The organism is Nonomuraea sp. NPDC001831 (assembly GCF_042892035.1).
GTDB lineage: Bacteria > Actinomycetota > Actinomycetes > Streptosporangiales > Streptosporangiaceae > Nonomuraea.
The window spans coordinates 388,653-408,358 of the sequence record NZ_JBIATU010000001.1; the positions used below are offsets into that span (position 1 = coordinate 388,653).

Sequence of the window (19,706 nt, forward strand, 5' to 3'; positions counted from 1 at the left end):
GGTGGGCGCATGGCCGCCCGAGTACGACGTCAGCCCGAGGACGCCAAGCGGCTGATCCTCGAGGCGGCGAGCAGGCTGCTCGCCGCGGGCGGCCCCGCCGCCGTGCAGGTGCGCGCCGTCGCCGCGGAGGTCGGCGTGTCCGACGCCGCGGTCAACCACCACTTCGGCACGCGTGACCGGCTGCTGGAGTCGCTGCTGCGATTCGGCGGGGCCAAACTGAAGGCCGAACTGCACGTCGTGCTCGACACGTGGGCGGGCGCCCCGATCGATCCCGCCGAGCTGGTGCGCACGCTGGCCGCGCTGTACGCGGGTGGTTACGCCGAACTGGCGCTCGCGCTGCACCGTTCCGGCTGGCGGGACACCGGGAGCGGGATGCTGGACGAGGTGGTGGACCGGCTGCACGCCCAGGCCCGGCAGCAGTGCGAGGCCGCCGGGCGGACGCCGCCGTCCCGCGAGGCGATCCAGCTGACCGTGTGCGCGCTGCACCAGGCCGTCGCGACGGAGCCGCTGTTCGGCGACGAGTTCCGCCGGAGCGTCGGGCTGGACGACACCGCCCGCGATCGCCTGCTCGACTGGTGGATCGAGACCCTGCGCAAGACCGTCGCCGGACAGGGCTAGCCGATCAGAGCCCCTGGGGAGATCAGCCGGCCGCCCGGCGGTTCCGCTGGGCCGTCGCGGCGATTCCGTCGAGCAGGGCACGCAGGCCGAGGTCGAACGCGCGCACCGCGGCCTCGGCCGCGCTGCGGTCGAGGCCGCCGTCGTGCCAGGTCCGTTCGATCGCCGGGTAGCGCGCCGGGTCGAAGGTGGTCTCCCAGAACTCCTGGCGGGCGGCCCACCAGTCGTCGCCGGACAGGCCGCTGAGCCGCTCGGCATGGGTGTGTTCGGCGAGGGTGGCGGCCGCGGCGTCGACGAAGGTGACGATGGAGTCGCTCGCCGCGGACGTCTCGGCGGCGGACAGCCCGGTCATGGACAGAGCGGCCAGCAGGAAGTCGGCCCTGGCGAGCAGGCCGGGCCCCAGGGGCGGTCGTACGGTCGACACCATGCGCAGCCACGGGTGGCGTTCGTGCAGGGCCGTGTTCTGCTTCGCGTAGTGCTCGATCCGGTCCCGCCAGGAGCCTGATCGGGTCAGGTCGAGCTCCTGCCAGGCGGCGTCCACCATCAGGTCGACCAGTTCGGCCTTGCCGGGCACGTGGGTGTAGAGCGTCATCGTGCCGACGCCGAGGGACGCGGCGAGCCGGTCCATGGTCATGGCGGCCAGTCCTTCCCGGTCCGCCAGCGCCATGGCCGCAGCCACGATCTTGTCCAGGGACACCTTGGGCGGCCGGCCGCGGCCCGATCGAGCCTGCGGGGAACGCCAGAGCAGGCGCAAGGTCTCCCGAGGGTCTCCACCGCCGCTGCGTTCCATCAAGCCTCCCCTTTTCCGTAGATCGTACGGTAACGTTTTATCCGTAGAGCGTACGGAAAAGGAGGACGGGCGTGCGAGTGCTGGTGACCGGGGCGACGGGGAACGTCGGGCGGCAGGTGACAGCGGGCCTGGTCGAGGCCCACATTCAGGTACGGGCGCTGACCAGGGACCCGGGCCGGGCCCGGCTGCCCGGCGCGGAGGTCGTCCAGGGAGATCTCACCGAGCCGGCCAGCGTGCCGTTCGACGGCGTGGACCGGATGTTCCTGTTCCCGGAGCCGTCGACGGCGAAGGGGATCGTCGAACGCGCGAAGCGGGCCGGCGTGCGGCGGATCGTCGTGCTCTCGTCGGGCGCGGTGAGCGGCGGGTTCGACACGACCTTCCATCCGCCGGTCGAACAGGCCGTTCAGGAGTCCGGTCTGGAGTGGACACACCTGCGGCCGGGCGAGTTCGCCGCCAACAAGCTCTCGCTGTGGGGGCCGTCGATCCGGGCCGAGCGGCTGGTGCGGGACGCGAACCCGGACGCGGCCTGGTTTCCCGTGCACGAGCGGGATGTCGCCGACGTGGCGCTGAAAGCCCTGCTGGAGGAGGGGCATCACGGCAAGGCGTACGACATCAACGGCCCGGAGTTGATCAGCCTGCGCGGCCAGGTCCGAGCCATCGCCGACGCGCTCGGCGAAGAGGTGAGGTTCGAGGAGGTCACTCCGGCGCAGGCGCGCGACATCTACCTGAAGATCGGCGGATTCGCCGCCGAGGCCGCCGACTTCCTGCTGGGATTCACCGACTACGACGGCAATCCGGCTGACCCGGCCGGCAGCACGGACTTCGATCCGAGCACCCTGGGTCCGTTGCCCACGGCGCAGTCCGTGACAGGCAGCCCGCCGCGGACGTTCGCGCAGTGGGCGCGGGATCATGCCGAGGACTTCCGCTAGAAGAACTCGTCACCGCTGCGTGCCCGCACTTCGTGACCGGCACTCCGCGACGACCCCCGCCGGAGGGTACGGTGCCAGGTGAGTGTCTAGGGTTCCGCCGCCGGCCCCGTTCCACGCGGGTCCGGCGGGCTTGGTCCGAGCGACACCGCCGGCGGCTCGGGTGGTCACCGGTCAACTGAAGGGGCAAAAGCCTGGAGGTCGTGCCTCCCGCGAGCGCGGGAGCCGGAGAGGCCTCCTGGTGTGCCCGACCGTTGTCCTGTTCATCCAGCATCTGCCCGGTGGGATTCCGCGGCAGAGCGCACCGTTTCTCGAGCCGTCCGCCGGTCTCGTCCCCGCGCTGCTGACCGCGTCGGTGCTGGCCTTCGCTCTGGCCTGGCTGTCGTCGGTGGGCGGCGTGGGTGGCGGCGTGTTGATGCTGATCGCGCTCACCGCCCTGTTCGGTCTTCAGGTGGCCCTGCCCACCCTCGCACTGACTCAGCTGGCCAGCAACGGCGGCCGCGTCTGGTTCAACCGGCGCGCGGTCCGGTGGCGGCTCATCACGTGGTACTCCCTGGGCGCCGTCCCCTTCGCCCTGGCCGGCGGTCTCCTGCTGCCCTACGTGCCGGTCGAACCGCTCAAGCGCGTGCTCGGCGCGTTTCTCGTCGTCACCGTCCTCTGGCGGCGGTTCCGGCCGGCCCCGGCGGTGCCGGCCGACAGGACGTTCGCCGCCGTCGGCGCCGGTTGCGGACTCGCCTCAGCCCTGTTCGGGGCGGCAGGGCCGCTCGCGGCCCCGTTCTTCCTCGTCAAGGGCGTCATCGGCAGCGCGTACATCGGCACCGAGGCTGCCGCCTCCCTGGTCATCCACCTGACCAAGATCGTCGCTTATGGCGCGGGCAGCCTGCTGTCCGTCCACGTGCTCCTCCTCGGCCTGGCGCTCACCCCGGCCGTCGTCGCCGGCGCGTGGCTGGGCAGGAGAACCGTCGCCCGGATGAACGCCCGGACCCTCGTGCTGGTCATCGAGGGCGGAATCGTCGTCGCGGCGATCTTGTTGCTCGCCGGGATCTGAGCCTGGACGACGTCGTCAGGGCGGCGGCGAGGCGATCAGCGCCGCGATGCCCTCCAGGAGGCGGTGGAGCCCGAACTCGAACAGGGTGTCCAGGTCGAGCGAACGAAGGGGGACGAGGGCGAGGTTCGGGAACGCCGTTCCGCCTGAAGGGCCCGTCAGCGCCGGTGTGCCGCGGGTGTCCATCCACTGCTCGCCGGTGATCCCCGAGTGGGCCGCGGCCGCCGCCTCGGACTCCAGGTCCGCGGCCACCCCTCGGACGTAGGCGGCCACGCAGGCGTGGATGTGCAGGCTGGTGGCCGGGTCCAGGCCGAGCCCGTCCAGGGCGCGCATCATCCACTCGCTGTGGACCATCGCGCGGGGAGCGAGCAGGGGGCGGGTGAAGGAGACGGCCTGAGCCAGCCACGGGTGACGCCGATACATGGCCCACTGCTGCCTGGCCGCCGTCTCCAGACGGTGGCGCCAGCCGGGCGGCAAGGGCTCCGGAAGCGGGAACTCGCCGAACGCGGCGTCGGCCATGAGCAGGATCAGCTGCTCTCTGCCGGCCACGTGGCGGTAGAGGGCCATGGTGGTGACGTCCAGCTCGGCGGCGAGGCGGCGCATGGACAGTGCGGCCAGCCCCTCGGCGTCCGCGATGGCCGACCCCGCGCGGACGATCCGGCCCCGGTCCAAGGACGCCGCCGGACGTCTGCGGTCGTGCGGCGTCCTCGGGGAGACGCCCGGGGTGTCGACGACCGTGCCGACCCCGGGAACCGGCCGCGCCAGGCCGGCCTGCCGCAGAGCGGTCAGCGCCTTGCCGGCCGTGGCCATGGCGACGCCGAACTCCCGGACGATCTGCCGCGTGGAGGGCAGCAGATCACCGGGGCGGAGCTCGCCGCCTTCGATGCGTCGGCGCAGCTCGGCGGCGATGCGCAGGAAGGGCGGATCGGCGGAGGACTCGGCAGGGCTCGTCACAGGACTCCCTCCATGGGGCCGCACTAGTGCACCCAAGCTCGGGCCGGCCGTTGATCCGGCCCCATCATCCCACTTGAACCAGGTGCACTAGGGCGCGCTTGGCCATGGGCACCTGCGCAGTCTACGGTGCACACATCCAGCCGGAACCCCCTGGCCGGAGACCGAGACGAGCGGAGCACCGAGATGCCGAGCGCGATCCCCACCCCGGTACGCGCAGCACTGGAACTGGACGGACGCCACCTGTCCTACCTCGACTTCGGCGGCCCCGGCCGGCCCCTGCTGGCCCTGCACGGACATCTCGACCAGGGCGCGACCTGGAGCGGCCTGGCGGCCGAGCTGGGCCCGCACTGGCGGGTCATCGCGCCCGACCAGCGAGGGCACGGCGAGTCGGACCGAGCCGCGGACTATTCCCGCGAGGGGTACGTCGCCGACCTCGCGGCCCTGCTGGAGCACCTGGACGCCGGCCCGGTCGTGGCTCTGGGGCACTCTCTGGGCGGACTGAACGCCTACCAGCTCGCCGCCCGTCACCCGGCGCTCGTCCGCGCCCTGGTCGTCGAGGAGATCGGCGCCGTCGTCTCAGGTCCGAGCCGTCTGGACTTCCTGCTGTCCAGTCCGTACGAGGCCGCCACCCGTGACGAGCTGGTGGCCGGGCTCGGCGCAGCGGGTCCGATGTTCGCGGGCCGCCTGCGGCACCTGCCGGACGGCCGCTGGCGCCTGCCGTTCCATCCCCGCGACACGGTCGAGTCGGAACGCTCCAACTGGGGCGACCACTGGGCCGACTGGCTGGCGACCGACGTCCCCGCGCTGCTTGTGGTGGGTGAGAACAGCCCGATCACCTGCGGTCAGGCGCACGAGATGGCCGAGCGGCGGCCGCACACCCGGCTGGTGACCCTCCACGGTGACCACTTCGTGCACCTCCAGGACCCGGCGGGTTTCATCGGCGCGCTCCAGGACTTCCTGCGAACGCTCGACGTCACCTCCGCGTGACGAGCGGGAGCCGGCATCGCCTGGGTCGTCGCGGCCCGTCTGATCGGACGGTGGCCTATTCGCAGGTGTTGACGTACTCGATCTCGCGGAGGTGTCTCTTCCACTCCGCGGGGCTCAACGGTCCGCGTGCCCGGTCGCAGACCGCCGTGGCGGCTCGCTCGCCGTCAAGGGGATGCGCGCGCACCACGCCGTCCGGCGTGGCGCTGAACAACGTCCGGCCGTCCGCGCTGAACGCCAGCGTCGCGCTGCTCTCGAAGCCCACGTCGACATGGCCGTCGAAGATCGTCCCCAGGGGTTGCCGGGTGTCCGCGTCCCACAGCCGGATTCTGTCGCCGGCCGCGTACGTGGCGATGGTCCGTCCGTCCGCGGACCAGACAAGGGTGTAGATCCCGCCGTCACCCACGGCCGGGAACCGGAGGCCGCTGGTGCCGGTGAAATCCGGACTCCAGAGCGACAGCGGCTCGGCCTCCATGCTGACGGCCACGCGTCCACCGTCAGGGCTGAACGCGTACGGTCCGCCGGGCAGGCTTCCCGCGCCTTCCGGCCGCGGCAACCGGGCGCCGCGCAGCGGATCCACCAGCGTGATCTCCGGTGCGAACCCGGCCACCAGCAGCTTCCCGTCAGGACGGAAGGCCATGTTCGCCGACCCGTGCACGTCCTTCACCGTCCGCACGGTGGAGGAGGACAGAGTCCACAGTTCGAGCGGGAAGGGCATGGCCCCGTCCACGGCCTCGCGGGCGGGGGCGACTGCGAGCGTGGCGCCGTCAGGACTGAAGGCGAGACCGTCGACGCTGTTCGCCTGCTTGTTCGCGACCCCGAAAGAGCTGACCGGCAGGGCCGTGGACGTGTCCACGATCATCACCCCGACAGGGGACCCGGAGGAGCCGGCCATCCGTGGCGTGCCGCCGATGGCGAGTCTTCTCCCATCGCTGCTGAAAGCGAGCGCAGGGCGGTGCAACGTCCCTTCGCCCACGTCGATCGGCGGACCGAGACTTCTCCGGCCGGCCACGTCCCACAACCGCACCCGGCCGGCTCCGTACAGGGCGAGCACCCGCCCCCCGGGCCCGAGGAGGGCCCTTCCCCCAGCCGTTCCGGGCAGCGCGGGGCGGTCGTCCAGGCTCCGCAGGTCCATCGTCGACACGGTGCCCGCCAGGCGGACCCTCATGACGTGGTCCGGCTCGTCGAAACGGACCTGGTCGATCGGCGCGCCGAGTTCGCGCTGCAGGACCATCTGGCCGTCGCTCAGTCGCATCACGGTCAGGCTCTTCGCCCCCTCACCTTCGTAGGCGAGGAACCGGTCGCCGTAGCCGAAGGAGTAGATCTTGCCTGCCGGCCCCCCTCCGTCCCCCTTGAGCGCGGCTCCCGAGGGCACACTTCGCAACAGGAGCCTGTTTCCCGCCACACCAGCCTGACCAGGCGGATGCGGGACGGCGGCCGTGACGGCCAGTGTCCGGCCGTCCTCACTGAACACGGCGCTCTGGACGTCCTTCTTCTGCGGCAGCCAGTCCGCCCGGAGCGCTCGGTTCGTCCTCAGCGCCCACAGTTCCGCCCGTCCGCCTCCGGTGGAGTAGACGACGCCCAGGGTGCCGTCGGCGTTCACGGCGTCCACGCCCGCGCCGGAGCCGGCGCGGAGCTGGCGACGGGTGGCCACGTCCCACCAGTGCGCGCCGGTGCGGCTGCGTGAAAGGTCGGGGACGGCGAGGAACCGTCCGGCGGGGTCGAACGCCAATCTGCCCGCGTTGCCCTGGCTCGCCCCGCCGGCGAAGCCGTTCCCCATCGCCGTGCCGGTCGGGACGTCCCACAACCGCACCTCGTGGTCGTCCTGGACCGCCAGGACTCGGCCGTCGGGACTCAGCGCCCCCATCACCGCCGTAGGGCTCACGCCCGGGAACTCGCGCACCTTCCGGTGTTCGCGTACGTCCCAGATCCTCACCAGACCGGCCCGGACGCTCACCAGCGTGCGCCCGTCCCGGCTGGTCGCGTAGACGGTGCCGGCGGTCACGTCCGGATCGGTGAACGAGTCGAGTCCGTCGTCCGACAGGGAGTCGTACAGACCGCCGCGCGACTGGGGGATCGAGGGGCTGAGCCGCCATGCCGCCACGCTCAGCCGCATGGCGAGCCGGGGGTCCCGCCGGCGCAGGTCCGCCGCGCGCAGCAGGAGCGACCGGGCCGTCGCCTCGTCGCGCTGGCGGCTGGAGACCTCCCGCAGGTGCTCCGCCAGGCCGAGCCCGCCGAGCGTCGCCACGAGCAGGACGACGAGCGTGACCGCGATCAGGCCGCGGCGTTTGGACTGCCGCCTGGCCTGCTTGGCCGAGACGTCGAGGAACTCGCGCTCCAGCGCCCGCAGCGCGATGTCCCGGCGCTCGGCGGAAGCCCAGCCCAGCGTCCTGTCGAGGCCGGAGCCGCGCAGCAGGTCGGCGGGCTTGCGGCCGTGCTCGTCCCAGAACCGGGCGGCCGCGGTGAGCCGCCGGTGGACGTGCAGGCCCTCGCGGTTGTCCGCCACCCAGTGCCGCAGCCGCGGCCAGGCCTGCATCAGGGCCGGGCTGGCCAGGGTGTAGGCGGAGTCGACCTCGGTGATGAGGCCGGCGGCCACGTACAGGGACAACAGCGACTCGACCGGCCCGGTCGCCTCAAGCTCGTCGCGGGGGACGTGCCTGACGGTCTCGCCGTCCTCCTCCGTGAGGCCCACCATCCGGAGGAAGAGATCAGGTGCGAGGGTCCGCTCGCCGTCGGAGAGCTCCCCGAACAGCTCCTCCGCGATGGTGCCCAGATCGGGCTCGGCCGGTAGCGGCGCCCGCACCGCCGCGGCGGCGTCGCCGCCCGCCGCCAGCAGCCGGTCGTCCAGCCGGTCGCCGTCACGGGCGTCGTCGCGGGCGTCGTGGCGGACGTCGTGGTGGACGTCGTCGCGGACGTCGAGCAGGCCGAGCAGCACTGTTCTGGCCGAGGGCCGTTCGTCCGGATTCCTGGAGGTCGCCGCCGTGACCAGCCCGTCGAGCGGCTCGGGCAGCACGCCGGGATCGGGCCGGAAGCCGAGCACGGTGTTGACCACCGACAGCGGCTCCTGCCCCGGGATCGGGTCGCGGCCGAGCGCGGCGAACAGGACGACCAGCGCCCAGGCCCACAGGTCGGCGGCCGCCGCGGCTCCGCTCCCCGTGAAGACCTCCGGCGCCATGTAGTTGGGCGTGCCCATGATCGGACCGGTCGTCGTCAGCGGCCCGGCCTCCCGGGCCACCCCGAAGTCGATCACCCTCGGTCCGCCGGGGCCCAGGATGATGTTGTCCGGTTTGAGGTCGCGGTGGACGACGCCCGCCTCGTGAATGGCCGTCAGCGCGGTGGCGACGCCGATGGCCAGCCGCCGCAGCGCGTCGCCTCCGTACGGCCCGGCCTCGGTGACGACCTGGCGCAGCGTGGGTCCGGGCACGTACTCGCTGACGATGTACGGCTCGGCGACGTCGGTTCTGGCCTCGATCACCCGGGCCGTACAGAACGACGACACCCGCTGGGCGGCCGCCGCCTCCTTGCTGAGCCGGGCGCGCGAGGCGGCGTCGCTCAGCCTGGGCACCTTGACCGCCACCCGCCGGCCCGCCTCGTCGTAGGCCTCGTAGACCACGCCCTGCCCGCCTGCGCCGAGCCGTCTGGCCAGCCAGTAGTCACCGAGCCGGTGCGGATCCGAAGGGGTGAGCGGAACAGGCGACATATGCGAATTCTGGGTCAAGGGAGGCGCGTGCCGGTACGCCGGCCGTTCATGAGCAGGGTCAGGCGGTCCCGGCTCCGGACTGGGATCGCGCGGTCGGCCGGGCGATGGCGGGTTCGGGGACGCGCGCGCATCGGGGCGGCGGTGGCGACGTTCGCGGTGCCGTGGGCGACGACGATCCGCTCGCCGGGGTCAATCCGTGAATTCCCGGCTATCCCGCGAAATCGATCTTGTCAAGAGTTGATCATTTAAGGCCGGTACCATACTTTTCGTTCATCCGACCCTGACGGGAGCGACGGATGAATCTGAATGCGGCAGTTGCGACCGGAGCCGCTGCTCAGGTCATACTCATCGTGGTTTTCCTGATAGCGACACTGTCAAAGACCATAACCCACCGCGAACTCGGCCGGACCATCGCCCAACTCGGTCCGGCGGCTCTGGGAAGGCATGCCGCGATCGCGGTGATCGCCGTCGAGATGCTGGCCGTGATCGGCCTGACGGTGGCGCCGGCCGCCTTGTGGCCCCGCGTGCTGATCGTGCTGCTGTCGATGGCGTTCGCCGGCGCCGGGATCCGCGCGCTGAGCCGTGGCGAGAAGATCAAGTGCGGTTGTTTCGGGAACGGCGGCGCGGTGCTCGGCTGGCGCCAGGTGCTGTACCTCCCGCTGTGGCTGGCGCTCGTCGTGCTGGCCGAGGCGAACCCGCCGACCTGGACCGGGCAGGAGGGCCTGCTCGGCCTGGCCGTGGCGCTGCTGGCCATGGTCGCCTGGAAGCTGAGGGCCGAACTGCGCCTGCTGCGCCCGCTGCGGGAGGACCGGATGGTGCTTCCCGACCCCACCCAACCCGAAGCGGAGGTGCACGCCGCATGACGACGGTGCTGCTCATCGTGATCTGCCTGCTGGCCGTGGTGCTGTTCGTCCAGATCGGCGCGCAGGTGGAGCTCTTCCAGCAGGTCAAGCAGATCCGGGGCTACCTCGACATGGAGGACAAGCCCACCCCGGTGGAGCTGGGCACCCTGGAGGGTGCCCCGCCGAGCCGCTTCGGCCTGCCGGCGGCCCTCGACGAGGCCGAGCGGGCCATGGTGCTGTTCCTGTCCAACAAGTGCGAGACCTGCCACAACCTGGCGTCGGCGCTGCGCGGGGGAGCGGTGCCGCCATCGATGTGGGTCGTGGTCGTCCCGGTGTCCGGGGACGGCAACGAGTTCATCGCCGAGTTCGGACTGTACGGCGACCGGGTCGTCCTCGACGAGGACGAGAGCATCGTCGGCAGCATCGGGCTCGACATCACACCCGTCGCACTCCACGTCACCGAGGGGAAGCTGACACGGGCCCACACGGTGCCGACGGTCAGGCAGATGTACGCGGCCGCCCCTGTTCCCTACAAGCACCACCTGGCCGGCAAGCCCTCCGTACGGCACTGATCCGATTTCACCCCACGGCCAGAGAGGGCCAGCATGGATCATCTCAACAAAATGTCGGACGGACCCGACGCGTCGGGCCGGCGCGGATTCCTCGGCTGGATGGGCAGGGTCGGTGTCGCGGCCATCGGCGCTGTCGCGGGCGCGACCCTGATGACCAAGCCGGCGGCGGCGGGCAACTGGCGCTGCTGCAACCTCGCCCTTCCCAACACTTTCTGCAAGACCAACAGCAGCGGGCAGTACGTCTGCCCGTCCGGCTACAGCATGAAGGTGTGGCAGTGCTGCAGCGGCTCGGCGCCGTACCAGCGGAAGTACGCCTGCGGTGAGTGCACCAAGGGCGCCGACTGTGGTTCGGGCCCGTTCATCTGCTCGGCCGGCTGGACCGTCAACGCCAACGGCTGCTGACAGCGACCGGGTGGCCGGTCCGGCGCGACGTCCGCGGCCGGCCACTCCGGATGGAGGATGTCGTGTCCTTTGACACCTGGCTGACCTTCGCGCTGCTCCTGCTCATCGCGAGCGCGGGCTTCGCGCAGTTGTTCAGCTTTTGAGGCCTTTCTTTCGTCGGATACCTCCGCCCCCTGGTCCAGGGGAGAGTTCCCGGGGAGAAGCCCATGTACCGGCCGATCCTCATGCTCATGCTCGGCTTCAGCCTCTCCGCGCCGCTCGCGTACGGGCTGGTGCATCTGCTCGGCTCCGGCCTGTTCGGCGGAATGCCGGGGACGGGTGCCAAGCTCGCCGCGGCGACGGTGATGCTCGCCTGCCTGGTCATCGACTCCGGCCTGTTCGGGCTGCGCACGCCCATGTGGCGGCGCCAGACTCCGCAGCAGCATTTCTACCGGTTCGGCCCGGCCAGGGGCGCGCTCCTGTGGGGGCTGGACACCGGCCTGGTCCTGACCACGTTCAGGGTCACCTCGCTCACCTGGGCGGCGCTCGGCGTCACGCTGTTCGGGCTGGTGCCGTGGTGGGCGGGTCTCGCCTACGCGATCGGCTTCACCTGGCCGGGCTTCGCGCTGGTCGCGATCGTGCCGCCGTCGAAGGACCTGGTGGAGATCCCTGAGCCGATGTGGCTGATCGACTGGCTCATGGAGAAGGAGAAGCCGGTCAGGCGGCTGATGCTGGGCCTGCTCACGGTCGCGTTCGCCGGCGTCGTCGCTTCGTCGTTCCTGGGCTGACGCGCCGCCCGCCGCTCGCGCGGGCGGCGCGTCGAAGGTCAGCAGGCGCCGTTGAAGAAGGAGATCTCACGCCGGACGACGGGCTCGCCCGGCACCCGGAACTCCAGCGGGACGCACCTGGGCTCCTTCACGTAGAAGCCGCCGACGAACATCGTGTCGTGGTCGGAGCAGGCGGTGAAGGACACCGAGTGATCGGCCTCGGCCGGGGTGCGGGCGTTCCTGGACGGCTCGGAGTAGAGCAGGCCCGCGCTGTCGTGGAACTTCGCCGGGATGGACACCGTGATCGTCCTGCCCTTCCTGACCAGCGCGCCGACCTTGAACTTGTGGCCGCTCCCGTACTGCTCGGCCCGGGCGTCGCCCCACGCGAGCAGCCCGGGGATGAGCAAGGGCCCCACCACGAGGTCGTCCGGCTCGGCCGCGCGGCTCGCCGTCTTCTCTCCGGGGAACTCGCCGTTGCGGTTCGCGCAGTTCAGCACCCGCGGATTCGCCAGGCTTCCCGGCCGGCCGGCCGACTGCGCCGCCGTTCGCGCGTCGGCCTCCCCGGCGGCACAAGCGGTCAAGGACGGCAGCAGCGCCACCACCGCCGCCCAGATCGATCCCCTGCGTACACCTTTGAAGATCATTATCCAGTTGTACACCTCGGTGCCGGAGGTGGCCAGACGCCAGTGGATCACCTTCGGCGCCGTGGTCACCGGCTGCTGGTGAGCGGCTCGGCGCAAAAAAGGATCTTCAATCGGAGCCCCGGAGCGGGCTAAGATCACCAGCGGAGGCGTCCGGGTGCCTGGTGGCCCCCTCGGTCTTCAAAACCGATGGCGCCGAGCATCTCGGCGCGGCGGGTTCGATTCCCGTCCGCCTCCGCCAGACCTCACCCCTGGAGTCCTGCTGAGCATCGACGCGTTACTGGCTCGGGCACGTGCCGGGCTGCGCCGCCTGCCGCCTGCCGAGGCCTTCGCCGCGGCGAGTCGTGGTGAGGCCTACATCGTGGACACCCGCCCGGAGTTCCAGCGGCGCAGCGGCGGCGAGGTGCCCGGCGCCATCGTGATCGAACGCAACCACCTGGAGTGGCGGCTCGATCCCCGTTGCGACGCGCGAATCCCCGAGGCCACCTCGGCGCACATCCGCTGGATCATCCTGTGCGACGAGGGATACTCCTCCAGCCTCGCCGCCTCGGCCCTCAGGCAGATCGGGCTGGCGAACGCCACCGACGTGATCGGCGGCTTCCAGGCGTGGATCGCGGACGGGCTGAGGGTGAGCCGTCCCGCCGCCCTCACCCGGCCGCGCGGTCCGGGCGAACCGGGCACGGACCCGAGGCCGACGGCCGCCGAGCGCGCATGTGGGTGATCGCCACCGCCGGGCACGTGGACCACGGCAAGTCGGCCCTGGTCCGCGCGCTCACCGGGATGGAGCCTGACCGCTGGGCCGAGGAACGACGCCGGGGCATGACCATCGACCTCGGCTTCGCCTGGACCACGCTCGGCTCCGGCCGGCAGGTGGCGTTCGTCGACGTTCCCGGGCACGAGCGGTTCGTCACCAACATGCTCGCCGGCGTCGGCCCGTGCCCCGCGGTCATGTTCGTGGTGGCGGCGGACGAGGGGTGGCGGGCCCAGTCCGCCGAGCACCTGGCCGCCCTGCACGCCCTGGACGTCCGGCACGGCCTGCTGGCAGTCACCCGCACCGACCTCGCCGATCCCGGACCGGCGCTGGAGGAGGCCCGCCTCCACCTGGAAGGGACGAGCCTGGCGGGGATCGACGCCGTCCCCGTCAGCGCCCGGACCGGCCAGGGCCTGCCCGAGTTGTCCGCCGCGCTCGACCGGCTCGCGGCCGGGCTCCCGGAACCGCGCCGGGACGGCCCGGTGCGGTTGTGGATCGATCGGGCGTTCACCGTCACCGGGGCCGGGACCGTCGTCACCGGCACGCTCACGCACGGCACGCTGCGGGTGGGCGACGAACTGCTCGCCGGGTCGCACCGGCTCCAGGTCCGCGGCCTTCAGACGCTCAACCAGCGGCGCGACGCGGTGCCGGCGACGGCTCGCGTCGCCGTCAACGTCAGGGGCGCCGATCGGGACGCGCTGCAACGCGGCACCCCGCTGCTGACCCCGGACGCCTGGATCACCACCCGGTCGGCGGACGTGCGCCTGGAGCCCGGCGCGGACGTCGGCCGGGAACTCGTCTTCCATCTGGGCTCCGCCGCCGTTCCGGCCCGGGTGCGCCCTCTCGGCGCGGGCACGGCCCGTCTCACCCTCGCCCGGCCCCTGCCGCTCAGAGGCGGTGACCACGGCCTGCTCCGCGATCCCGGCCGCCGGATGATCGTGGCGGGGGTGCGCGTCCTCGACGTGCGGCCGGCCCCCCTGCGGCGACGGGGAGCCGCGGCGGTCAGAGGGGCCGCGCTCGCCGGCGTCACCGTGCCCGCCGCCGCCGACCTGCTGCGCTGGCACGGACTGCTGAGCCGGGCCGAGCTGACCGCGATGGGCGCCGCCCCTGACGGGCCGCCGGTGACGGGCGACTGGTTCGCCGACCCCGGCCACTGGTCCGAGCTGCGGCGCCGCCTGAGCGAGCAGGTGTCGCAGCACGACCAGGGGATCACGGTGGAGGCCGCCGCCCGGCTGCTCGGCCTGCCCGACCGGCGGCTGGCACGGGCGCTGGTCGCCGAGCCGCTGACGATCAGAGCAGGGGTGATCGTCAACGGCGACCGGGCGCGGGCGCCGATGCCGCCGCAGGTCGAGCAGGCCGTCGCCCGGCTGCGGAGCGACCTCGCCGGCCGTCCCTTCGACGCCCCCACCGCCGAGCGCCTGACCGAGCTGCGACTGACCGGCGCCGCCCTCGGCGCGGCCATGCGCGCGGCTGCGTTGCTGCACATCGGGAGGAACGTCGTCCTCCTGCCGGACGCGCCGGAGCTGGCGGTCGCCGTGCTGAGCACGCTGCCCGCGCCCTTCACCGTCAGCCAGGCCCGCACGGCCCTGGGCACGAGCCGCCGCGTCGCCGTACCGCTCCTGGAGTACCTCGACGCCCGGGGGCACACCCGGCGGGTCGACAACGACTCCCGGATCTGCGTCCCGCCCGTGGGGCGCTGACGCACCCGTCCACCTGCGGGCCCGCGGGTCAGAGGAGGGCGGCCTCGTGGACCAGGACCGCCGCCTGCACCCGGTTGCTGAGCCGCAGCTTGGCCAGCGCGCGGCTGACGTGTGCCTTGACGGTCGTCTCGGTCATGGACAGCTCGCGGCCGATCTGCCGGTTGGACAGGCCGCGGGCGACGGCGAGGACGACTTCGTGCTCGCGGTCGGTCAGCTCGCCGAGGAGTCTGCGGGCGGCGTCGATCCTGGAGGGCTGCCGCCGTTCGGCGGCCGCGGCCGGTGCGCTCGGCCTGATCTCCGCGTTCGGGTCGCTCGGCGCCGCGGCCCTGCTGGCGCCGGAGGCCGACCTCGCCCTGGACACGGGGGCCGACTGGCGGAACGTGGCCGGCATCGCCGCCTACTACGCGGTCGCCGCCGTCATGGCGGTCGCGGTCGGCGCGCTCGTCAGGCACACCGCCGCCGCCCTGACCCTGCTGCCGGGCTACGCGATGTTCGCCGAGTCGCTCGTCCCGGCGATCCCCGGCATCGGCGCCGACATCCACCGGTGGCTCCCGTTCAACGTCGGCAAGCAGTTCCTCATCGGCGTCCCGGCTCCCGCCGCGGCACCCCCAGGCCCACCCGCCCCACCTCCGTCGACGTCGCTGCTCGACCCGTGGTGGGCCCTCGCCTACTACGCGGCCTTCGGCCTCGTCCTCCTCGCGATCGCCGTCGTGACGGCGAAGCGGCGCGACGTCTGACGACACCCGGGGCAGTGGCGGGGAGTGCCACCGCCCCGGGCCTAACCTCTGTGGTCAGTACGGCTGGTCGCCGTGCACTCTGGTAGGGCGTAGGTGACTCCGGTCAGGCGTTCGGACAGTTGCCACAGGTGAGCGGCCGTGTCGGTGTCGCGGATGGCGCGTTCGCGAGTGCGGCGTACGGGCTCGCCGCGCAGTTGCAGCAGCCCGTCTGGAACGATGTAGCTGCCGCCGGACAGGTCCGGTACCGTCGCCGCGTACAGCGAGGTCTTCGCCCCTTCTGGCGTCGGGCGGAAGGCTGCGCGCACCAGCAGGCGCGTGACGGTCGCGTACAGTCGTCCTCTGCCGCTGTTGGCGCCGCCGGTGAGCACGTTGGTGCGGGTGAGCCCGGGAGCGACGGCCATGCTGCGCAGCCGCAGCCCGGCAGCGTCGGCCCGGCGCTGCAACTCCATGGCGAAGTAGAGATTGGCCCGCTTGGACTGCACGTAGGCGAACGCCGTGCGATATCTGCGCTCGGCGTTGAGGTTGCGCAGGTCGAAGCGGGCGAAGCGCTGACCTTCGCTGCTGACGGTGACCACCCGCGGGTCGGGCGCGGCGAGCAGATGCGGCAGCAGCACGCCGGTCAGGGCGAAGGTGCCCAGGTGGTTGATGCCGAACTGCGACTCGAACCCGTCGGCGGTCCGGGCGTACGGCACCATCGCCACCCCCGCGTTGTTCACCAGCAGGTCGAGCCGGCCGCGGTCCCACCCGGCGGCGAACTCGCGGACGGAGGCCAGGCTGCCCAGGTCCACCTGGCGCAGTTCCAGGCGGGCGCGGGGCACCTCGCCCTGCATGCGGGTCAGCGCGCGTCGGCCCCGTCCGGGGTCGCGGCAGGCCAGGACGACGTGCGCGCCGCGGCGGGCCAGTTCGCGGGCGGTGATGTAGCCGATGCCGCTGTTGGCTCCGGTCACCACCACGACCCGGCCGGTCTGGTCGGGGATGGCGTGGAAGGTCCAGGCGGGAGGGATGTGCATGATGTGCCACCTCAGAGGAAGGGACCAGCGCATCGCAACTTTGAGTTGCGATAGATTGATCCTGTCATTCGCCCTCGAATATCGCAACTTGGAGTTGCAATGCGGTCTGGTCCATCCCCTGCCCGGCCGGTCGGCCGCGGCGTCAAGGTACGCGCCGCCGTCCACGCCGCCACGCTCGCCGAGCTCGTCGACAAGGGCTATGCCGCGCTGACCGTCGAGAACGTCGCCCAACGCGCCGGGGTCCACAAGACAACGGTGTACCGCCGGTGGAAGGACCGCGAGAGCCTGCTCATCGACGCCCTGGCCGAACACATGGCGACGGACATCCCGGTGCCCGACACCGGCGCGATCGAGACCGACCTGCGGGCGCTGGCGCGCTCGATCGTCCAGGCGTTCACCAGCCCGGCCGGGCAGGCCATCCTGGCCGCCATGTTCACGGGGGCGGCTCACCTTCCGGAGATCGCCGCAGCCCGCCGGCTGGTGTTCGACGATCGGCTCGCCAGGGCTGAGCCGGTGCTGAGGCGTGCCGTCGAGCGCGGCCAGCTGCCCGGGGACACCGATCCCGCCGAAGTGCTGAAGACCCTCGCCGCGCCGATCTACCTGCGCCTGCTCATCACGGCCGAACCCGTCGACGACGCGATCGCCGACCAGGCGGTGCGCGTCACGCTCGCCGCCGTGCGCGCGGGCGCCCTACGGCCAGGGCGCGACGATGAGCCGGGCGGCGAGTGAGGAAGCAGGCCCGGTTGCGGCCGCTGCCGTCGCCCCCCCCGGCGTCAGCTCTGCGCGGTGAGGTGAGCTTGCCGAAGATCTCCTCCGCCCGCCGGCAGGACGGTCGCACCGGTACGTGCGCGCATTGGCTCTTGATCCACTTGGCCGGAGATCAGTAGGGTTGGGCGCTTTACTCCTCACCCCCCGCCTCGGAGTGCCTCATGCGCCGCCATCGTTTCGGCCGGCTCGCCGCCGGTGTCGCGGCCCTCTACCTGGCCGTCGTGATCGTCCTCGCCGTCGTCGGACTGGTCACCGGCGACCTCGTCCCTCTGTGGAGAGTCGTCGCGGATCCGGACGGCTACATGGCGGACGAGATCCGGCCGTGGCCGTGGCTGCCCGCCCTGCTGGTGCCCATCGCGGCGGTGCAGGCGTGGGCGTACCGGGAGGTGGCGCGCGGGCGGCTGCGCGGGGACCCGGCGCGGCACGGCCGGGAGGCGCGCCTGCTGCGGGTCGCTTCCTACGCCATGGTCGTGTACCTCCTGACCTGGCGGCTGCCGATCCCCTACCTGTGGTGGACGTCGCTGGTCGCCGACGTGATCGAGCTCGTGGCGATATGGCTGTTCTTCCGCGTGCTGCGGGGGAGCACCCGCCGATGGCCACGGGTGCTCATGCTCGTGACCGGCCTGCTCAGCGTGGCGCACGACGTCGTCAACACCATCACGTACCAGACGGGCGACTACCTCCTCACCGGGCAGAACTGGACGTGGGCGCTGGACGTCCTGTGGTCGGTGTGGCTGGCGTCGCTGCTGGTGGCGCAGGCGCGGGACCCGCGCTGGAGCGGCGCGACGGTACGGGTCGGCGTGATCGCGGTCTTCTTCTCCCTGCTCTCGTCCGGGTCGCTCTCGATCGTGGCGTTCGGCGGCGTGGACGAGGTGCCGTGGAAGCTGCTGACGCCCTCGCTCCTGGGCGCGATTTCGGTCTTCTCGCTGGTCTGGTGGGCGCGGTCCGCGCACGACCTGGGCACGCCCCAGCCTTCCGCGCCCCGGACGGAGCCCGTGCAGGCGCGCGCCCGCCGGTGGCCGCTGCCGGCCGTGGCGGTCGTGCTCCCGCTGGTGCCCGCGGCCGTCAACCTCGCGCGGGGGGTGCCGTTCTGGCTCGGACCGAAGAACGTGCTGGGCGACGCGGTACGCGAGTACACCGGGTCGGAGGCCACCGCGTACTGGTTCGCGCTGGACCTCCTCGTCGGCGTCGGCGCGCCGGCGGTGCTGATCCTCGTGGCCGTGCGGCGGCGGAGACGTACGTTACTGCGCGCCACGACGTTGAGCCTGTTCCTGCTGGGCGGGGTCGGCGCCGTGAGCGCGTTCACATCGGAGCACTCCACCTTCTTCGGGGAGCTGTGGCTCTACCCGGAAAGCCTCTACGTCGCGCGGGGCGCCGCCGTCCCCTACGACGGCGCCCAGCTCCTGTCTCCCGGCATCTCCCCGCTCTGGTACGCCCTCGCGCTCACCGTCTCCGGCCTCATCCTGCTCTTCCTGTACGCCGCCCCGCCCGCTCACCGCGTCCGCCACCACGTCCTTCTGGCCGGGCTCGCCTCGGCCGTGGCCCTGTGCCTGCTGCCCGCGGCGGACATGGCCCGCGGCCCCGTCACGGACTGCGTCATGCCGGAGCCGTGGCAGATCGACACGGGGGAGGCGGAGCCGCGCGAGCTGACGGCCGAGCAGAAGTTCGTGTGCTCCCTGCGCGGCGACCACCGCGCAGGGAGCCTGCACGTGTTCCCCGACACCACCCCCGACCAGGTCGTGCTCGCCTACGGACGCCACCTGTGCGGCGTCCACACCCGCAACGACCCACGGGAGCTGGCCCGGCTGAAGATCGACCGCGCGTCCCTCACCTATCCTCTGGACGGCATCTGTCCCAGCGCCACCACGATCGTCCAGGCCGCGAAGGCCGAGCAGGACAAGGAGATCGCGGCGATGGAGGCCGACTCCCAAGCCATGTGCGACGCCACGCCGCGCCACCGCCCGCGCACCAGGCCGGCCCGGGCGATCCGGATCAAGGAGCCGCAGTGGACCGACTACGGGGTGCTGCAGACGTACGAGGGGGAGGGAGAGGAGGAGACCGGGCCGGACATCGATCCCGGCAACGGGCTGGTCTCCTCCGCGCGCGGCATCCTGGCCGTCATGACCCACCCCGACTTCGACCTCTGCGTCACCCTGGAGACCTACACCCGCCGGCCGCCCGTCGAGACCAAGGGCTGGGACAAGGTGGTCGAGGTCGGCTATTACAGCCCGGGCGGAAAGATCGTGCTCAATGACAACCTCAGCGGCACCGAGCTGCCCAACCTCGCCCTCAACGGGCGCAAGGGGCACTACCGCATCCGCGTGCACTACGCCTGGTTCCCCTGGAAGGGCGAGGCGGAGGGCGGGCAGCGGCTGCTGATCATGGCGTATCCCGGCAAGGGCGACAAGGAGATCGTCCATCGGAACCGGAAGATGACTTGATCCTCTTTTTCGAGGGTTTCATCCGATTAGTCGCCGATGGCACTGTCTGCCCGTGATCGTGCACTGAGGTTTCGGGAGTGTC

19 protein-coding genes and 1 tRNA gene are annotated in these 19,706 nt (G+C 72.1%); 14 read left to right on the plus strand and 6 right to left on the minus strand.

What is annotated here, in order from left to right:
• Positions 1-9 precede the first annotated feature (9 nt).
• Positions 10-618 carry a TetR family transcriptional regulator gene (locus tag ACFYYW_RS01750; RefSeq protein ID WP_387643830.1) on the plus strand — a complete coding sequence of 203 codons (609 nt, stop codon included), beginning with the start codon at positions 10-12 and terminating at the stop codon, positions 616-618.
• Between the two features lie 22 nt (positions 619-640).
• Here ACFYYW_RS01750 and ACFYYW_RS01755 read toward each other — a convergent pair whose 3' ends face one another.
• Positions 641-1,405: a TetR/AcrR family transcriptional regulator gene (locus tag ACFYYW_RS01755; protein WP_387643833.1), complete on the minus strand. Its 765-nt coding sequence runs from the start codon at positions 1,403-1,405 to the stop codon at positions 641-643.
• Positions 1,406-1,476: 71 nt separating this feature from the next.
• Between ACFYYW_RS01755 and ACFYYW_RS01760 the strand changes: the two genes are divergently transcribed.
• Entirely contained in the window at positions 1,477-2,334 is an 858-nt protein-coding gene (locus ACFYYW_RS01760) for an SDR family oxidoreductase (RefSeq protein WP_387643835.1), read from the plus strand.
• Positions 2,335-2,572: 238 nt separating this feature from the next.
• Positions 2,573-3,379, plus strand: coding sequence for a sulfite exporter TauE/SafE family protein (locus tag ACFYYW_RS01765; RefSeq protein ID WP_387643837.1), 807 nt, complete (start codon positions 2,573-2,575; stop codon positions 3,377-3,379).
• Positions 3,380-3,394: 15 nt separating this feature from the next.
• Here the strand turns inward: ACFYYW_RS01765 and ACFYYW_RS01770 are convergent, their stop codons facing one another.
• Positions 3,395-4,330 (minus strand): TetR/AcrR family transcriptional regulator C-terminal domain-containing protein, encoded by a 936-nt coding sequence (locus ACFYYW_RS01770; RefSeq protein WP_387643840.1) that lies wholly within the window; start codon positions 4,328-4,330, stop codon positions 3,395-3,397.
• Positions 4,331-4,513: 183 nt separating this feature from the next.
• Between ACFYYW_RS01770 and ACFYYW_RS01775 the strand changes: the two genes are divergently transcribed.
• A complete protein-coding gene (locus ACFYYW_RS01775; protein ID WP_387643842.1) occupies positions 4,514-5,317 on the plus strand; it encodes an alpha/beta fold hydrolase in 804 nt (267 codons plus the stop codon).
• Between the two features lie 55 nt (positions 5,318-5,372).
• Here the strand turns inward: ACFYYW_RS01775 and ACFYYW_RS01780 are convergent, their stop codons facing one another.
• Positions 5,373-9,014, minus strand: coding sequence for a WD40 repeat domain-containing serine/threonine protein kinase (locus ACFYYW_RS01780; protein WP_387643845.1), 3,642 nt, complete (start codon positions 9,012-9,014; stop codon positions 5,373-5,375).
• Between the two features lie 296 nt (positions 9,015-9,310).
• Here ACFYYW_RS01780 and ACFYYW_RS01785 point away from each other — a divergent pair, with 296 nt between their 5' ends.
• The 4 genes from ACFYYW_RS01785 (at position 9,311) to ACFYYW_RS01800 (ending at position 11,597) form a co-directional block, all read left to right on the plus strand.
• On the plus strand, positions 9,311-9,877 hold the full coding sequence (locus ACFYYW_RS01785; protein ID WP_387643848.1) for a MauE/DoxX family redox-associated membrane protein: 567 nt from the start codon (positions 9,311-9,313) through the stop codon (positions 9,875-9,877).
• Entirely contained in the window at positions 9,874-10,428 is a 555-nt protein-coding gene (locus tag ACFYYW_RS01790; RefSeq protein WP_352328423.1) for a hypothetical protein, read from the plus strand. The genes ACFYYW_RS01785 and ACFYYW_RS01790 overlap by 4 nt, the downstream gene beginning before the upstream one ends.
• Positions 10,429-10,479: 51 nt before the next feature.
• Positions 10,480-10,830 (plus strand): hypothetical protein, encoded by a 351-nt coding sequence (locus ACFYYW_RS01795; RefSeq protein WP_352328424.1) that lies wholly within the window; start codon positions 10,480-10,482, stop codon positions 10,828-10,830.
• A gap of 206 nt (positions 10,831-11,036) precedes the next feature.
• Complete coding sequence (locus ACFYYW_RS01800) at positions 11,037-11,597, plus strand: hypothetical protein (RefSeq protein WP_352328425.1); 561 nt, start codon at positions 11,037-11,039, stop codon at positions 11,595-11,597.
• A gap of 38 nt (positions 11,598-11,635) precedes the next feature.
• On the opposite strand, the gene ACFYYW_RS01805 is transcribed toward ACFYYW_RS01800, so the two are convergent.
• Positions 11,636-12,220 carry a hypothetical protein gene (locus tag ACFYYW_RS01805; protein ID WP_387643853.1) on the minus strand — a complete coding sequence of 195 codons (585 nt, stop codon included), beginning with the start codon at positions 12,218-12,220 and terminating at the stop codon, positions 11,636-11,638.
• 142 nt (positions 12,221-12,362) lie between these two features.
• On the opposite strand from ACFYYW_RS01805, the gene ACFYYW_RS01810 reads away from it, so the two are divergent.
• The 3 genes from ACFYYW_RS01810 (at position 12,363) to selB (ending at position 14,668) form a co-directional block, all read left to right on the plus strand.
• Positions 12,363-12,458, plus strand: a tRNA-Sec gene (locus ACFYYW_RS01810).
• 69 nt (positions 12,459-12,527) lie between these two features.
• Positions 12,528-12,938, plus strand: a complete 411-nt coding sequence (locus ACFYYW_RS01815; protein WP_387645478.1) for a rhodanese-like domain-containing protein — start codon at positions 12,528-12,530, stop codon at positions 12,936-12,938.
• Complete coding sequence (gene selB, locus ACFYYW_RS01820) at positions 12,929-14,668, plus strand: selenocysteine-specific translation elongation factor (RefSeq protein ID WP_387643856.1); 1,740 nt, start codon at positions 12,929-12,931, stop codon at positions 14,666-14,668. Before ACFYYW_RS01815 ends, selB begins: the two co-directional genes overlap by 10 nt.
• Before the next feature lie 28 nt (positions 14,669-14,696).
• On the opposite strand, the gene ACFYYW_RS01825 is transcribed toward selB, so the two are convergent.
• Entirely contained in the window at positions 14,697-15,059 is a 363-nt protein-coding gene (locus ACFYYW_RS01825; protein ID WP_387643859.1) for a response regulator transcription factor, read from the minus strand.
• On the opposite strand from ACFYYW_RS01825, the gene ACFYYW_RS01830 reads away from it, so the two are divergent.
• Positions 15,049-15,405: a hypothetical protein gene (locus tag ACFYYW_RS01830; RefSeq protein WP_387643862.1), complete on the plus strand. Its 357-nt coding sequence runs from the start codon at positions 15,049-15,051 to the stop codon at positions 15,403-15,405. The genes ACFYYW_RS01825 and ACFYYW_RS01830 overlap by 11 nt on opposite strands.
• Positions 15,406-15,446: 41 nt before the next feature.
• Here ACFYYW_RS01830 and ACFYYW_RS01835 read toward each other — a convergent pair whose 3' ends face one another.
• On the minus strand, positions 15,447-16,415 hold the full coding sequence (locus tag ACFYYW_RS01835; RefSeq protein WP_387643864.1) for an oxidoreductase: 969 nt from the start codon (positions 16,413-16,415) through the stop codon (positions 15,447-15,449).
• Between the two features lie 99 nt (positions 16,416-16,514).
• Between ACFYYW_RS01835 and ACFYYW_RS01840 the strand changes: the two genes are divergently transcribed.
• Positions 16,515-17,144: a TetR/AcrR family transcriptional regulator gene (locus tag ACFYYW_RS01840; RefSeq protein ID WP_352327455.1), complete on the plus strand. Its 630-nt coding sequence runs from the start codon at positions 16,515-16,517 to the stop codon at positions 17,142-17,144.
• 200 nt (positions 17,145-17,344) lie between these two features.
• Positions 17,345-19,624 carry a hypothetical protein gene (locus ACFYYW_RS01845; RefSeq protein WP_387643867.1) on the plus strand — a complete coding sequence of 760 codons (2,280 nt, stop codon included), beginning with the start codon at positions 17,345-17,347 and terminating at the stop codon, positions 19,622-19,624.
• Positions 19,625-19,706 lie beyond the last annotated feature (82 nt).

Coding starts and splice junctions, on each gene's coding strand:
- ACFYYW_RS01750 (WP_387643830.1), top strand. CDS start 10: ATGGCCGCCCGAGTACGACGTCAGCCCGAGGACGCCAAGCGGCTGATC.
- ACFYYW_RS01755 (WP_387643833.1), bottom strand. CDS start 1,405: ATGGAACGCAGCGGCGGTGGAGACCCTCGGGAGACCTTGCGCCTGCTC.
- ACFYYW_RS01775 (WP_387643842.1), top strand. CDS start 4,514: ATGCCGAGCGCGATCCCCACCCCGGTACGCGCAGCACTGGAACTGGAC.
- ACFYYW_RS01780 (WP_387643845.1), bottom strand. CDS start 9,014: ATGTCGCCTGTTCCGCTCACCCCTTCGGATCCGCACCGGCTCGGTGAC.
- ACFYYW_RS01785 (WP_387643848.1), top strand. CDS start 9,311: ATGAATCTGAATGCGGCAGTTGCGACCGGAGCCGCTGCTCAGGTCATA.
- ACFYYW_RS01790 (WP_352328423.1), top strand. CDS start 9,874: ATGACGACGGTGCTGCTCATCGTGATCTGCCTGCTGGCCGTGGTGCTG.
- ACFYYW_RS01795 (WP_352328424.1), top strand. CDS start 10,480: ATGTCGGACGGACCCGACGCGTCGGGCCGGCGCGGATTCCTCGGCTGG.
- ACFYYW_RS01800 (WP_352328425.1), top strand. CDS start 11,037: ATGTACCGGCCGATCCTCATGCTCATGCTCGGCTTCAGCCTCTCCGCG.
- ACFYYW_RS01805 (WP_387643853.1), bottom strand. CDS start 12,220: ATGATCTTCAAAGGTGTACGCAGGGGATCGATCTGGGCGGCGGTGGTG.
- selB (WP_387643856.1), top strand. CDS start 12,929: ATGTGGGTGATCGCCACCGCCGGGCACGTGGACCACGGCAAGTCGGCC.
- ACFYYW_RS01825 (WP_387643859.1), bottom strand. CDS start 15,059: ATGCCGGCCACGTTCCGCCAGTCGGCCCCCGTGTCCAGGGCGAGGTCG.
- ACFYYW_RS01835 (WP_387643864.1), bottom strand. CDS start 16,415: ATGCACATCCCTCCCGCCTGGACCTTCCACGCCATCCCCGACCAGACC.
- ACFYYW_RS01840 (WP_352327455.1), top strand. CDS start 16,515: ATGCGGTCTGGTCCATCCCCTGCCCGGCCGGTCGGCCGCGGCGTCAAG.
- ACFYYW_RS01845 (WP_387643867.1), top strand. CDS start 17,345: ATGCGCCGCCATCGTTTCGGCCGGCTCGCCGCCGGTGTCGCGGCCCTC.